This window comes from Robinsoniella sp. (genome assembly GCF_034124845.1).
Window position 1 is genome coordinate 1 of record NZ_JAWYAJ010000010.1, and the last position, 16040, is coordinate 16040.

A 16040-nucleotide genomic window follows, 5' to 3' on the forward strand; every position below is an offset into this window, starting at 1 on the left:
CCAGATAATTTTTGTTTACTTTAATCCACGGTGTGCCGGTTGTAAACCCTGCGTTTTCTTTCGTGTTCCACTGCATCGGGGTTCTGGCATTGTCACGGCTGATTTCTTTTAAACAATTCATCATTTCTTCTTTGCCTGCAAGACCATTCTCCGTATATTCATGGAAAGCATTGATGCTTTCAATATCCCGATAGTCCTCCAGCTTGCTGAAGTATGCGTTTGTCATTCCCAGTTCTTCTCCCTGGTATATATAGGGAGTTCCTTTCATCATATGAAGGCAGATAGCCAGCATTTTTGCAGACACTTCCCGGTACATGGGGCTGTCATCGCCAAATCTGGATACGGCCCTTGGCTGGTCATGGTTGTCCCAGAATAAACTGTTCCACGCCTTACCTTCCAGATTAATCTGCCATCTGTTCATCGCTTCCCGCAGGTCTTTTAACGGCACCTCTTTTGCAGACCATTTGCCGATTCTGTGGTCTCCCAGTTCCACATGCTCAAACTGAAAAACCATGTTCAATTCCCCGGTTGTTTCTCCGGCATATTTTTTTGCCTCCTCTATAGTCACGCCTGCTGCCTCGCCGACGGTCATAATATCATATTTGGACAATACTTCCTGATTCATCTCTCTGAGATATTCATGTACATGAGGTCCATTGCATACAAATGGTCCGTTATCTCCATAAAGTCCATTTCTCACTTCACCATCCGGGAATGCGGGATCCTTGGAAATCATGCTGATTACATCCATTCGGAAACCATCGATTCCTTTTTCGCACCACCAGGACATCATATCAAACACTTCTTTACGAACCTTCGGGTTTTCCCAGTTGAGATCCGGCTGTTTTTTGGAAAAGCAATGAAGGAAATACATATCCGTTTCCTTATCATATTCCCATGCAGAACCACCAAAGCATCCACCCCAGTTGTTTGGCTCTTTGCCGTTTTTACCATCTTTCCAGATGTAATAATCACGGTATTCATTATCTTTGCTCTTTTTGCTTTCCACAAACCACTGATGCTCATCGGAAGTATGGTTTACCACCAGATCCATAACGATTTTTATTCCACGTTTATGAGCCTCAGACAGCATCCTGTCGTAATCCTCCATAGTTCCAAAATCACTCATGATCGCCTGATAATCAGAGATATCATATCCGTTATCGTCGTTTGGGGACTGATAAACCGGTGAGAGCCAGATCACATCAACGCCCAGATCCTGAAGATAATCCAGGTGTTCCGTTATTCCATTTAAATCTCCGATACCGTCTCCGTTGCTGTCAGCAAAGCTTCTTGGATAAATTTGATAAACTACGCTTTCTTTCCACCACTGTTTCATGTTTTTCCTCCATCTATTGTCTCATAATTTGTACGGTTAACTGCTTTTTCTGAGTTCATCATATCACTGTAATTGTAAGAGCGTCAATAGGTTTCGTGCGAAACTATACATTATCACAATACTTTATCATACACATTATGCATGTTATACAAAACTACAAAATTGCAGCAAATCGCAGTAAAATAGAAAGTTTAAAATCGGAGGTTTAAAATCGCAAAAAAGTCTGCCATAAATTGAACTGCCCCCAATAAGCCAGCCTGAAAATTCCTGCTTATTGGAAGCATATCACATCTCTATTACAGCAAACTGTTCTTATTCCTGTTTCCCGGATCGATTCCGGACAGAATCCCGGATTACCAGTTCTACCGGCAGACGGGTATCTTTATTTTCGACTGTTTTATTTTCCATTACCTGAAGAAGCCGTTCAAATGCCAGTGCCACCTTTTTTCTGTTTTCCTGCCGTATTGTCGTTAACTTCGGGCGTACCACTCTGGCAAGCATATTATCATCAAAACCTACCACAGAGATTTGATCCGGAATCCCGATACCCCTGTCATGGCATTCATTTATAAATTCCACTGCCAGATAATCGGCAGCAAAGAAAAGTGCCTGTGCATTAAGAAAACGCGGCATCATCTCACGATAGGTGCAAAGCCTCACTGTCTCATAATGAGAAAGCAGAATCCGCCTGTTTTCCATGCTTGCTATGCCTGCATCCTCCAATGCTTTTTTCATTCCCATCCAGCGGTATGCATCTGCATTTTCATCGTACTCTGCAAGATACAGGGGATCACGGTATCCCATATCCAGGAGATATTTCCCCGCCAGATAGCCTCCATGAAAATCATCAATCCCGATATTTACCATATCATGGGATTTGTTCTGGTAGATGTCAATGGTTACCATCGGTTTGTTTAACTTTTTCTGCAGCTTTAAATAGTCTTTTTCCGAATAAGCAAACAGAATCAGCCCATCCACATTCCATCTGGATGCTATATTAATCACGTTCTCCTGATTTTCACCGCCGATCAGCATTAGATAATAGCCATGGCGTTCCACGATTTCATGTAATGCCCCCGTCATCTCACTGACAAACGGATCTCCGATTGCCGTATTCCCATGGGCTTTTTCATATCCAATCACAAGACCGATAAGTTTTGACTTCTGATTGGTTAAAATCAGAGAGCCCATATTGGGGATATACTCTGATTCTTTTAATATAGCTGTAATCTTCTGAATTGTTTCGGGGGACACCTTTTTCGTTTTTCCGTGCAATACATTGGAAACCGTTGTGCGGCTCACCCCCACCATATCTGCAATGTCCTGTAATCTCACCATACTATGACTCCTGCCGCCAGGCCCGCCCGGCGCAAATACGCCACTATATAACACTCGCTTTCTATGCCAGCTGCACGTCAGTAATTCTAGCCGCAGCCCGCTACGCCGTCGATTCACAGGCGCACACCTGACACAGATATCAGATACTATAGATCGACGTATTTACACCGGGAGGCACTGTGTCCTGTTTTCTAAAACATTAAACGATTAAAAATTCCTGTCCTTCATAATCAATATCATATATCTTAGACCGATAACTCTCCGACTCTTTCATTTCCTTTATTTGTCTGATCACGGTGTAATCTTCCCAGAAATGCATGGGAAATACTGCTTTTACATCTGCTACAGTTCTTAAAAAGTAATCCATGCCCTGATAAAATTCCCCTTCCTGTCTTCCATCCAGAGGCAGAAAAGCGACATCAATTTTCTTATCTTTTAAACCGAAGGCGATCTTCCGGTAGACTCTGCGCATTTTTGCATTCCAGTCATCCGGCTCCCCTATCCAGGTCCAGTCATTTAAATCTCCGGCATGATAAATGTTTTTTCCGCCAGCCGATACAAGAAATGCAACGCCTTCATCCGTAGAATGATAGGTTTCTACTACCATATCCCCTATCTTTTCTACCATGTTCTTTCCCAGAAAGGTTGTTCTGGAAAGGGATTCTGCCGGAACCTGCTTCGGTTTGATATCGGACGATAGGATATATCTAATATTTGGATGTACTTTTTCAAGCTCAAAAATCACCTTGGAAAAATGGTCTCCATGCCGATGGCTTGCAAATACATAAAGGGGCTTTTGTTCTGATAACTCTGGGATATTCCCCTGAAAATAATCAAACAAAAGATAGAAATCCGATCCTTCCACTAAAAATGAACTATGATGTATATAGGTGATTTTCATACTTACCTCCAATTTTCTAAGAACGTATTCAAAATAACTGAATGACCACCCCCGCCACAACAGAGATCCCATAGAGCAATCCAACGATTTTTAAATTTTCTTTGGGGTTATGGTTCATTTTCAATAACACCACTAGACCAATTCCCGCCCCGGTACACAGCCCGGATACGACGGATGCAAAACTGATTGCACCGCTTAAGTAAAGTTCTGTCAGGATTACCGATGAGGCACAATTAGGTATCATGCCAATCAGTGCCGCAATAAATGGCTGAATCAGAGAATCTTTTAGCAGATATTCCGAAAGCCTCTGAGCACCAATCCAGTCCAATGCAACCTCCAGAACCAAATTAAATACTAATACATAGAGAAATATTTTTGCCGAATGGCGGAGTGCCGGCATTAAAATTCCGCCATGACCTTCATGACAGCCGCAATGGTCACAGATTTCCCCGATTTCTTTTTTTCCTTCACTCCGGCGACGAAAGAAAATGTCTATGCCGTATCCTGCTATAACTGCAATTATAATATTCGTTATAATCAGATTTAGAATATCACTCCCTCTGCCCGGATTGCCCATTAGAATCAGTATCGCTTCATCGGATGTGGCGATAAAGACTGCCAGCAGCGTTCCCAGTGTGATAATCCCCCCGGAATACAGATTCGCTGCAATAACAGAAAAGCCGCACTGGGGGATACATCCCAAAACTGAGCCTGCTACCGGGCCTGCTTTTCCCACCTTATAAAGTGCTTTTTTCATAAACCCACTGGAGTAATGTTCCACCGCTTCTAAAATTAAAAAAGCTGCAAATAAAAATGGCAGCATTTGTAAACTATCAAAAAATGCTTCTCGCAATGCTTCTGTAAACATAATACCTCACTAACTTCCTGAATTTAGTATAACTCAAAGTAAACAACCGCATAGTACAATGAGATTGTTTTTTTGAAAGTACAGGTGTAAAAACGGAGGCACAGCGGGCTACTCCGAGTATTTGACACCTGTGCTCTCGGAAAATCAAACCAGCGGTACATTCGGTTATTTACTGAGAGTCTTATTTAATATATTCACCATATCCGTGATGCATTATACCATATTTACCCAGATATTGCTATGTTATTTAACTTTACTTAATGATAAGTTTTTTACCATAAGCCTGCGTCCAGGGGCAGCACATCATACACTTCAGACAGCATTTGCATTTGTGCACATCCACAATCTGGTCTCTTGCCACCTTCTTTTCCCACCTGCATCCATGCAGGGCTTTCGGTGGGCAGATGGATTTACAGATGGTGCATTCCTCCCGGCATCTGGACAGCATAACCCTGCTTTCCTGAATAACTGCCGGAGCATCCGTTAATACGCTGCACATGCAGAGAGCACTTCCGTATTTTTCGGTAATCAGCAGATTGTTTTTTCCAATCCATCCCACACCGGCGAGCACAGCGATTGTCTTACAGGGCAGACTCATACTCAGTGATGCTTCATCAGCAAATCCTTCCGCAATCATATTCTCCTCCGTCTGGGCGAAAGCACTGTATCCCTGCTTTTCTAAATAGGCAGCCAGCGTCACAGCCAGTTGTTCTGCCTTTTTCTCAGTCCTGGAGAATTCGCCGTTATCCACATCCTTATTTGTAACTTCCAGGATATAGGGCTGGGAAAGTGCAATTCCTACCACGATACCTCTGGGATATCCTCTGTTTTCTCCATCGGACAGTATTGAGATGTCCGCTGCTGCAATAAAATCCGCTTCCTCTAAGCCCGGTATGGCATTCCAATTATTGATCATTATTTACACCTGTCCTTTCTTAACATATAATTTCGGTTTTTGTTTTATTATAGCATTATATCATAAGAAAAGGGGCTCGATAATTTATCTCATAAATCTATGCGCCAGACCCTCCTTTTTAACTGCATTACAAACCAGAAAAAGCGCCTTTGCCGTCGCAGCCCCCACGCACGCCGGCAAATGACGCTTTCCTGGTCACTTACTTCTTATCTAACCTTATTTTCTTGACATAACTGTATTTTCCATAAACGCTCTTTCCTGCAGAGTCAGTCTTATATGCTCTTACTTTTACATAATAAGTCCTGCCGGTCTTCAGATTCCCCATCTGCGGATTTGTTCTGCCGGTGCGTATCCTGGTCATTGATTTTTTGAAATCTTTACTGGTACTGTACTTCACCAGGTATCCATCTGCCCCACTGGCTTTTCCAAATCTGACCCGGATACGGTATTTCCCCGCTGTTTGTAACGTCAGGGATTTTACTCTGTCTACCCTGATTTTTTTCCATTTGGCGTATACGGTAACGTTCTTATTTGTTCCTTTCTTTATTTCTTTTATTCTGTGTTTATAGTTCTGATCGGTATACCAACCTGCAAATGTGTATCCTTTTCTTGCTGCTTTTTTCAGTTTTGTCCTTTCACTTGTCAGAAAAACGGATGGATTGGATGGAGCATTTTTGCCTTTGTTTAACTTGTATGTTACCTGATACCCAATCCTTACCCTGCAGCTGGCTTTCACATTGCTGCCATCTCTTGAAGTTGCCGTAATGACTGCTGTTCCTGGTGCTTTTGCGATTATTCTGCCGGAACTGTCCACAACGGCTGCTTTTTTATTGGAAGATGTCCACATTACCGAATTATCCTCCGCATCAGATGGAGACACCTTTGCGGTGAGTTTTATCTTTTTCCCTTTTGCAAGCAGTAAATCGGTCATGTTCAGTGTAATCTTCTCGACTTTTACCGGGTTTTCTGATGGCACAAGGATTTCCTTATATACTGCCGTAACATCCAGATCACTCTGTACATTCCTAAAGTCTTTGTCCCATCGGTCAAATTCATATCCTTTTATCTCCGGCGGGGTTGGCGGGGTGGCGTCTTTGCCTTTCTCGATAGTCTGTGCTTTTAACAGATTTCCATCTTTTCCGTAAAACTTGACAGTAAATGTTTCGGCTGGTGGATTTACGGCTTCCTGAAACTCTGCCATAAAATGCAGTTTCTTGCCTGCAAATGCAGATTCGCCATGACGGAATGCAAAGTCTGCTTTAGTGCTGACCTCTTCTCCGTCCAATAACCATCTGACAAATTTATATCCTTCATGGGCATCTGCATGTATGGTATACGTATCCTTTTGTTTGGATACGGAAGTGTTTCCTGCTGCCGCATCCAGCGTACCAGCCAATATCTGGGATTCATAAGTATCCTGTGTCAATTTGCCTACAGAGTAGGTTTGATATCGGATTTTATCCAGGAACTGTTTTGTATTCCCCTGCTCATATAAGATTCCCAGATCCCCGTTTGGCAACTGGGTCAGGCAGGAATATGCAAAATAGACACCGGGCTTCGTCACATCAAACTGGTATTTCCAGTCAATTTCAGGGTATTCTTTTCCTTCCTGTATTTCCTCATCTATTAAGCCGATGCGGATTACGCCATGTCTTCTGGATGATTCTACCGGAGCGGATAAAATGACTGCACGTTTTCCGTCTATATAACCATCATAATTGATGACGGACAGCTGGCAGCCGGAACCGCTTGCCAGGAGCAGCCTGTCATCTAATGCGCCGTTTGTCCAAGTCTCTCCTCCGTCTTTGCTGTAAGCGGTGGCAATTCTGCTCTTAACGGTTCTTGCAAATACCTGCAGGGTACCGTCCGGAAGTTCAATTAACTGGGATTCACTCATGGAGCCTACAGCTGCCCGGTCAAATTGGGGACTTCCCCCTAACTTCCAGGTTTCCCCATGGTCATCGCTGTAGATGGTATGACACCACTGATCCCCATTTACGTATTCATATACCTGGTACAGCAGACGTCCTTTATGTTCTCCATTCGTAATTTGAATTCCTCTGCCGGGACCAACACCTAAGAATCCCATGTCTTCTGTCTTCACCATGCTATTTAAATTTACAGGATCAGACCAGGTCTTTCCCTGATCATCACTGTATTTCAGGTAGAGATAGGAGGTTTTCAGTACCTGGAAGACAGATGTATCATACATCACATTCATTGCAACATCCTGATCCGTCGTAACGGTTGTAATAGTATCATTATTATATACAATATCTTTTTGTTTTACGGTTAACGGCTCCCCATTTTTTTGCACTTCAAAATTCCCGTTTAATGAATATTCGGTAGGTGCCCCTTTCTGATCGTAAATTACGTTATTTTCCCTAAGGGTATAATGATATTCGGTTTCTCCTGCTTTCTTTAATTTTAGATATTTTTTCCCGTCTATGAGCGTATAGCCGCTGCCTTTCTGTGCTGTCAAGGTGCCGGTTGCACTGGGGAATGCATCCACCAGGATAAAGATTCTGCCATTGGAATTGATGGTGCGGTCTTCTAAGAGTGCCGGATCGATAAATGCTGCACTTCCGGCAACCGAAACACCTGATCCTTCTTTAAATATCTGTCCATTATCCGCAAAATCATCAAAATGGAAAGGCAATATACCGTCTGACCAGCTTTTCCCTCCGTCTGTGCTGGTACTGACTGCCGTATCCAGATTATTCGGTGCATCCTGGGTGCCTCCAAACCTTGCATCAATGGCGGAAATAACGGTTCCCTGCATGGTTGTCAGCAATGCCGGTATCCGAAAATAGGAAGAGCCGGTAGCATCATTGGAGTGAAATGGAGGATCTAACTGTTCATATCCTTCCACCCTGGTCATGGACTTACACGCCTCTTCATCCAGCGGCACCCCATAATACTGCAGTTTTGCCATACTTCCTGCATAAGTATATTTCGCAGCACCGCCTCGCATGGTGGCGCCAACGGTTACGGTATTGAGATGAGGCATATCAGACAGATATTTATACCCCCCAAGTTTGGAAGCCGCAAGTTCAAATTCCAGTTTCCCATTTACAAAGAGCTGATAGCTTCCTTTTTCTTTATCTGCCCGGAAGATTACTTTATTCTGCTCTCCAACCCGGATAACTCCTGTTTTCAGCAATTCTGCCCCTTTGTAGTCAAATACCGGATCTCCTTTTTGGTTTCGGATCTCCACACCCAGGTTTTCCCCGTTGGTATAAACATGCATATGGGTATTCTGGGCTGCGGCAGCAGGATCATCCCCCAGAGATACGCTGAACAGAGACTGTATCGATGTATTTGAGGAGGTAAAATCTACAAATAATGTTCCCTCCTCTAATTCCTTTATCTCTTCTAAATATTTCCCCGTCAGGTCAATTGGGTGTCCGCTCTCAATTTCCATGTTGGTTTCATCAATAATCAGATGCCTGCCTAATGCTTTGATGGTAAAGACCTGCTCTTCCGAGATTTCTGTGATACTTGCCTTTACTCTTACCGAATAGGTATTTCCTTCTGTCAGTGTTTTCTTTACTTTTAACTGATCACCTTCAATGACGAACTTATCATTGTCTGTATCGTTTTCTCCCTGGCAGAGGCTATATACCGGTGTTCCTTCCGGTGCCAGCGTACTGACGTAGAAGGTTCCCGCCAATGCAGACGGTGTCAGATCGGTCAGCTTTTTACCGGCAAAGCCAAGCCCGATTATCGCTTCCCCTTCTTTCAGCTCTACTGTTTCTGTCTGGAAAGTCACGGATTTACTGGTTTCCAGCAAGTCTGCCTTTACCGTAACCTGATAAGTTTTATTTACGGGCAGATTGCGAAGTGTTCCATACTGTTCACCCTTTTTTGCGGATGCCGTATATGTTTTTCCATCGCAGACAGCCTGGATTTTTGCTGACCCAAAGGAACTTCCATAACTTTTTTCAAGTGCTTCTAGATCAACTGCAATCTTGTCTCCGGACGCAGCTGCTCCAATTGCCTTGTCACTCTGCTCATCCGTATGGGGAAGTTCATATGACAGGTTACAGATGGTACTGGTTTCATTAAATAACCCGCAGGCGCGAATCAGTGACTGCGCCATATTCAGCTGGCCGTTTGGATTGGGATGAATGCTGTCATTATTCCAATAGGTATTCTGCCATAAATACGCTCTGGTTTCTAATTCTTTGCTCCACTCTGCAAAATGATCATCTAATACAGCATTTTTTTCCGCTGCAACAGTACGGATTACTTCCGCGTATTTCGGCAGGTTTACTGCCCTGTTTCCCGCTTCCGGTCTCAGTGGATTCGGCGTTCGTAATACAGCAACAGCGCCTTTTGCATGAATTTTATCTACAATACTTTCCAGATTTGCTTTGTAGCGGTCTGTGGGAACCGTTTCATTAGAAGCATCATTGGTTCCAAGCATGACGATCACTACATCTGCATTGTATTTATCCAGTCTTTCGTTTGAATTTGCCTCCTGTTCCGCTGTGGTTGCACCGGATACAGCGGTATTAATGACCACATCATCTTTCCTGCCCAGTTCCTCTTTTAAATATTTCTCAAATGTCTGATGGATAGAATCATAGCCTTTGGTGTGCAGGGCACCGTGTGTTATGCTGTCACCTACGAACAGCCAGGTTGCCGGCTCTTCCTTTTCTGCAATTGCCCTGATCTGTTTTTGAAGATCACTTAATTCGATCTGTGTCACCGGTTTTACCTGGCTTTCATTGCCCTGCAACACTTTTCCTGTAACGGCTGCAAGCTGTGTATCCCCGTCTTCAGACTTCACCGTTAACGTATAGCCTGCGCCCGTTGGGAGTCCGCCTATTACTGCCTGCCTATCAGTAAACCCTCCGCTTATGGTCTGGTCTTCAATTTGCAGCTCATAACGCCACCCGGTAATGCCTTCCAAAGCTGTATCCGGAATATTTACAGTCAGCTGTGTATCGGATGCTGTTATCTTTGGCACTTCAGCGGAATATTTGGAAGGTGTCGTTTCTTTTTTCAAAGAAAGATCTGCTTCGCCCACCGGAAATCCATCCGCAGTACCATATGTCACTTTGGCAAATTGTTTTGCAATTTCCAGATGCCCCAGCGCATTGATGCTTCCCTGGGTATCCAGGCAATTCTTTTTAAATGCACCATTGTCCGTATTCTTAAAATGATCTGCGACCATGACTTTTGATTTCTGTGCATCGCTTAAGCCATCGTAAACTTCCTTTACAGCATTTGTATACGCAGCCGCCAATTGGTTTTCACTGTCATCTGCCTGGGCATAAGGTGCCTGAATAACCAGATATCCGGTGCCGTTACGCAGCACAAGTGCTTTATCAACCAGTGCCCCAAGGGATGCTTTAAATGCTTCCAGCCCTTCTGTTCCAGCCTGATAATCCTCTTTACCTACCATTACGGCAAGTGCTCTCGGGTCATATTTTCCCACCAGATTATCAAACTGATCCTTAATATCTGCCATTGTATTACCAGCTTTTCCAGTATTGATCATATAGCGCTGGCGGCCCATAACACCGCCATTTTTTGTCCAGCGGATATACTCTTCGAACTGCCCCACATAATTGCGGATGCCCTGGGTTACGCCGTAGCCCCCTTCTACATCTGTTCCACCGGCAAATACCCAGGTATTATCTTTGGACTGGTCAAACATCTGCTCCGGTAAATCACATAATATACCGCTTTCAGTCTTGGTAATTTCAAGGGTGTCTTCTAAACTGGCTGCTTCCTCCGTCACCACTACATACCCAATCTCACCTTTAAAACCATTGGATACCGTCTGGGTATTGCCATTATAGTATCCTCCTATGGTGAGCTGATTTAAGTTCTGCACGGTTGAGAAAAATCCTTTATTACTGTCTCCCGTAAATTTACCTCTTTCCACTCCGTCAATTGCAAACCGGAAGACATATCCGCTGTCTGCCTGGGTAACCATCGCTGTATGCCACTCGCCGTCGGCATAATCAATCCCGGCTACCGATGCCCTGGTATGCTTCATATCTGCACGGTACCGCATAAGGTTATCTGATTTTTCTAAATAAAAGGACGCTTTATTTACTGCTCCGTTTATAGCTGCAGATTCTCCCGCAGTTTTCCCCATCAGCATCATCAGATTACCGCTTTTATCTGTGGTTCTGAATTTAATAATTACGGACCCCGCAGACAGCTTTCCAACTTCTGCCGCTTTATCACTCACATCAACCAATGTGCTGCCATTGAATTCTTGTCCTTTTAGATCTTTGTACAGGACAGCATTTTCTTTCATGGCTTCTATACCGGTAGGACTGGCATTACCTATTTTATCCGATACTTTATTTCCATCTTTGGACCGTACCTGATAATAAAAGGTCTTTCCTGCCCCTGTCTGATCCGTATAAGAGGTTCCCTGGGTGCTTCCTATTTTTTCATAAGTTCCATTTTTATCTTCACTTCGAAAAATATCATACTCTGTAATACCTTCTGCCGGAACAAAACTGATTTTAATGGAACTGTATCCCGGTTTTATGAGGGTTTCTATGGATGGTCCCTGAGACGGCGGTATGGTAAATCCGTCAAATCCGTCATTGGCTACCCTGACATTTTGTGCATTGCCGTAAAAATTCCTGCCCTCGGCTGTTATTGTGCGAAAGGTCAGCTCACGGGTGTCATCTACCCCCGGACGGAATAAAAGCTTCGTAGTTCCGCTGCCGGAATCATATTCCATAGAAACCGGCTCTCCCTCAGCGCTGGCTTCCAGCTGGGGTCTGCCAATTACCATCATGGGCTGGTCGAATGTTACTTCAATCCGGTTTCCTTCCCATTTGACAGCCTGTACAACTGGTGCGGTTCTTTCCACCGGCGTCTTGTCTGTCATCAGCCATTGTAAATTAAAGGTGGAATAGTTCAGATCCAGGTTCGCTCCTTCCCAGAATAATCCAATCTGATTTTCTCCCAAAACGGAAAGGCATGAATATCCATAATTTCCAAGCTCAACTACTCTGGATGCAATCCACACAAATTCATCTGTCTGCGGCTCATAATATCCAAGACGGAGGGTTCCGTTATTTCGTCCGGCGGCGTAAGTGCTGTCCGGGTTGGCGAACAGGAACATTTCCTTTCCCTCATATCCGGGTACATCATATGGATAAGGAACAATCGTCAGCTGACAATATGCATCCCTTAAGGCGGAATCAAACTTCAGCGTATTTCCCCAGGTCTCTCCACCGTCTTTACTGGAAGCTATGGCTACATTTCCACCCTGGTTTCTGCAGAAAAGCCTCAGTTCCTTTTCCCCTTCTGCATTGGTTACTTCCACCGCCTGGGACTCGGTCATCATTGCACCGTTGTTATTCATGGTTTTTGTCTCCAGTACGTTTCCATTACTGAGGATTCTGCCGTCATTCACGGTCTCGCCCATGTCCCATGTTTCACCGCCGTCATCACTATAGATTACTGCTGCTGACTGGCTCCCGCCTACATTGCTGTTTGTAATATAAACCGGAAGTATTAAACGTCCATCGCTCATCTGCATTCCCACTCCCGGACCGGTTCCGGTAAAGAGCATCCAGTCTTCTTTGATCTGTCCGTTCAGATCTACTGGCTCAGACCAGTCTGCGCCGTCGTTTTCACTTGTAACCATCCAAAGATGTGAGGTTCTGACTGCTTTTAAAGGTGCTGCCTCGTTTCCGGTGTATAGGTAGATGTTGCCTATGTACTGCAATTGCTCTGTCTGGGAAACCGGTTCTGCTATGGTTTCTGTTGGCTCAGATTCCTGACCAGCTGACTGAGCGGATTCCGATACACGGTCTGCTTCTGTCAAGGATTCCGCAACTGCTTCTGGCGTCTGTACTTCTTCTGTATTCAGTGGTGCTTCTGGTTCCTGTATTTCTGTCTCCCGATACGCTTCGCCTTCATTTTCCGGAAGCACCGGGTTCTCAGCCGTTTTGGATTGTACTTCGCTTTCTTGTTTGGCAGCTGCTTCTCCCTGTATTTCCTCTTTATTTCCCGCATTTACCGTTTCGGCTGTACGCTTCTCATAAAGTTTCCCATCCGCAAGATTGGGTACCACATAATTGGTCGCTTCCCCGGATGCTTCATCAAACACGATTCCGCTTTCCCGGATCGTATATTCATTTGTGTAAGTATTTCCTCTTTCTGAATTTGGACAGTCTCTTAAGATCAGATACTTCTTTCCGTTTACCTCTTTATATCCGGATGAAGTTACCAGGCTTCCGGAATCCATAATCGCATTGGATTCCGGGAACATATCCACCATCAGAAAGATTTTGCCTGTATTTTTATCCTGAACCATATTGGCATCAATGCTCAGTGCATGTCTGTTCTGTCCCGAGGGAAGGTTTACCAGCGTTTTTGTTTCTTCCCAGGTCACTCCCCCGTCTGTGCTTCTTTTGATAACCGTATCAATATTACCCTGATCTGCTGAACCGCTTTGCCGCTTATCAATAGCTGCAATGATGGTACCCTCCGTTGTGGTTAATAAGGAGGGAATGCGGTACGCCGCAGAATTTTCAAATCCATTGTAGAACAATCTCGTATCGGTTCGGACTGCATCCTCTGGGTCATCCGGAATAACCGGTTCATATGCAGTTGCCATCTGAAGCTCTGCTGCCTCTTCTGCCGAAAGCGCCTTTCCATACACTTCTACCAGATCAATGTCACCGTTAAATACCCATTGATTTGCTCCTCCTTTTGCCGGAGCACGATCCAGCGCACCAATTTTAACGGAATCCGCTTCTGTTATTTTGTCAAAAAACCCCGGCTTATCCTGTTCTGTAAGCTTCTTCCCGTCCAGGTATATCTGGAATTTCGTCTTGCCAAAAACATATACCGCCGTGTGCCACTGATCATCCCGAATCGAAGCTGTGGCACTGACCTGGTTATAATTTGTTACATTACTGTTATCCCCCTGACGTACTTCCACCCCCACTTTGTTACCTGTTGGATTTACATAGGCAACCGCATAGGTATTCTCCTGCCCCGGCTTTGTACCGGACAGACTGAACAAAGCGCTTAAACCCTGTCCGGGACTGGACCGATATCTCACTGCTATCGTTCCTTCTTTAAGCGATGAAAGGCTTGACAGATATGTCTGGGTAATATTGACGGTCTCCGACGCTGAAGAGATACTCATATTTCTGCCGGAATATATGGGCAGGCTTTCTTCCTGCGCAGATGCCTGTATTACTCCCTGGGGCAGTATCCCTGAAATGACAAGTACGATTACCAGCATCATTGCTAAAAATCTTTTTTGTTTTTGCTTGATATACATTATTTCCTCCTTTTTCATATCCCATAAGATAAGATCAGTTATTCTCCGATACAGAAACCCGGAAAACCATTTCCCCCTTCCCCCCTTTCTTTTACCGGAACCCGTTTTCTGTCGATATACCTAGTATTATTACAAAAATAATTTCTTTTTTCAATATATTATTAGAAGATTTTTCCTTTTTGTTTGTTTCTTCCTTTTTTTACCTATTTTCCATGCATTTATCAAGAATTTAAAGTCAAATTCTATCTATTTTGCACAATTAAAAAAAGCCCCTCACAAAGTCACACTTCATGAGAGGCTGTTCACCACTGTAAAATACTATCATTTTTTTAAAAATACTTTTGTCTCATATGCTTTCAGTTCTATAGTCCCCTCGGTTTCAGCTCCTGCATACATATCCCTCATCGGCTGTTTTAGACAGATTTGAACCGGTTCGTGGCTATAGTTCAGGACAAATATATATTGTCTGCCATCTTTTTCCCTTATGGCTAATTCCGTCTCCCGGGGCAATTCCAGCAGACCCGCCGCTGCGATTGCTGCAATTCCTGTTAATACTAAACTTATCCGTCTTCTTTTCATATTCCGCCTCTTCCTTTCATAATTAATTTTATTTTTCGCTGAATGGTCTCTTTTCCATTCTTTCACACCCGCTCTCTTAATTAGGGTGTATTGTCATGTTCGAGATAAATTTATTATATATTACTTCGCCTTGAGGAAACAGGTGGGTGGATAACCAAAAATGTTTAAAATATTAAACTCATCTTTTCTTTACCAGTCCGGCACTAGTTAATATTACAATCAAAAAACGGTATGATTAGCTTCATCAGCTATATCACACCGTTGATCTTACTTGTTTATTCAGTTTTCACATCCCCGCAAAGGATAATTTAATTGCCCATACCAACAATCATTCCCAGCACATAAGGCACCAGCCATACAGCCCATACAAAGATGCTGAATTTATGAAAATTTTCCTGCTTCTGTTCATCCTTTTTCACCAGCACAATCGTTGCCCAGACTGCATGGAACAGCATCAGGGCAATTGCCAGCGCCCCTGTAATTCCATGGAGATTCAGTCCGCCGGTACCTGGCTTACTCCCTGCAATGGTACTCATGATGGTAGTTCCTGTGGTATCAAACACCAAACCCAGCCAGAATATGATAACATGAGGCTTTCGCAGAACATGCGCCTTTCGCTCTGAAAAAACTCCAATCGTATAAAATATCAGTGCCAAGGTTATCGTAATGATCGCTAAAATTAATTTTACATCCATATGTATTTTCTCCTTTAAATTCAACTTGAACAATGTTCATTATATAGTATCAATCTGTGTTTGTCAATAATCTTATTTTAAGGGTAATCTTATCATAAAACATCTTATGAACTTGCTTTCC

8 protein-coding genes are annotated in these 16040 nt (G+C 43.7%); all 8 read right to left on the reverse strand.

The features are described 5' to 3' along the window. On the reverse strand, positions 1-1339 hold a 1339-nt coding region (locus ACH2DQ_RS00510), incomplete at its 3' end, for an alpha-glucosidase (protein ID WP_395025056.1). Positions 1340-1651: 312 nt separating this feature from the next. Next, positions 1652-2677 (reverse strand): LacI family DNA-binding transcriptional regulator, encoded by a 1026-nt coding sequence (locus ACH2DQ_RS00515; protein WP_394913652.1) that lies wholly within the window; start codon positions 2675-2677, stop codon positions 1652-1654. A 199-nt stretch (positions 2678-2876) separates the two neighbouring features. Beyond that, a complete protein-coding gene (locus ACH2DQ_RS00520; RefSeq protein WP_394913651.1) occupies positions 2877-3578 on the reverse strand; it encodes an MBL fold metallo-hydrolase in 702 nt (233 codons plus the stop codon). Positions 3579-3606: 28 nt separating this feature from the next. Then, complete coding sequence (locus ACH2DQ_RS00525) at positions 3607-4446, reverse strand: putative manganese transporter (protein WP_395025059.1); 840 nt, start codon at positions 4444-4446, stop codon at positions 3607-3609. Between the two features lie 253 nt (positions 4447-4699). Further along, positions 4700-5362, reverse strand: coding sequence for a hypothetical protein (locus tag ACH2DQ_RS00530; RefSeq protein WP_394913649.1), 663 nt, complete (start codon positions 5360-5362; stop codon positions 4700-4702). Positions 5363-5561: 199 nt separating this feature from the next. Next, positions 5562-14645, reverse strand: coding sequence for a sialidase domain-containing protein (locus tag ACH2DQ_RS00535; protein WP_394913648.1), 9084 nt, complete (start codon positions 14643-14645; stop codon positions 5562-5564). Between the two features lie 321 nt (positions 14646-14966). After that, positions 14967-15224, reverse strand: coding sequence for a Beta-galactosidase C-terminal domain (locus ACH2DQ_RS00540; protein WP_394913647.1), 258 nt, complete (start codon positions 15222-15224; stop codon positions 14967-14969). A 308-nt stretch (positions 15225-15532) separates the two neighbouring features. Then, positions 15533-15919: an HsmA family protein gene (locus ACH2DQ_RS00545; protein ID WP_394913646.1), complete on the reverse strand. Its 387-nt coding sequence runs from the start codon at positions 15917-15919 to the stop codon at positions 15533-15535. Positions 15920-16040: the final 121 nt, after the last annotated feature.

What these genes read in the sequence shown, in the direction of transcription:
- ACH2DQ_RS00520 (WP_394913651.1), bottom strand. Translation starts at nt 3,578, where the DNA reads ATGAAAATCACCTATATACATCATAGTTCATTTTTAGTGGAAGGATCG.
- ACH2DQ_RS00545 (WP_394913646.1), bottom strand. Translation starts at nt 15,919, where the DNA reads ATGGATGTAAAATTAATTTTAGCGATCATTACGATAACCTTGGCACTG.
- ACH2DQ_RS00540 (WP_394913647.1), bottom strand. Translation starts at nt 15,224, where the DNA reads ATGAAAAGAAGACGGATAAGTTTAGTATTAACAGGAATTGCAGCAATC.
- ACH2DQ_RS00515 (WP_394913652.1), bottom strand. Translation starts at nt 2,677, where the DNA reads ATGGTGAGATTACAGGACATTGCAGATATGGTGGGGGTGAGCCGCACA.
- ACH2DQ_RS00535 (WP_394913648.1), bottom strand. Translation starts at nt 14,645, where the DNA reads ATGTATATCAAGCAAAAACAAAAAAGATTTTTAGCAATGATGCTGGTA.
- ACH2DQ_RS00530 (WP_394913649.1), bottom strand. Translation starts at nt 5,362, where the DNA reads ATGATCAATAATTGGAATGCCATACCGGGCTTAGAGGAAGCGGATTTT.
- ACH2DQ_RS00525 (WP_395025059.1), bottom strand. Translation starts at nt 4,446, where the DNA reads ATGTTTACAGAAGCATTGCGAGAAGCATTTTTTGATAGTTTACAAATG.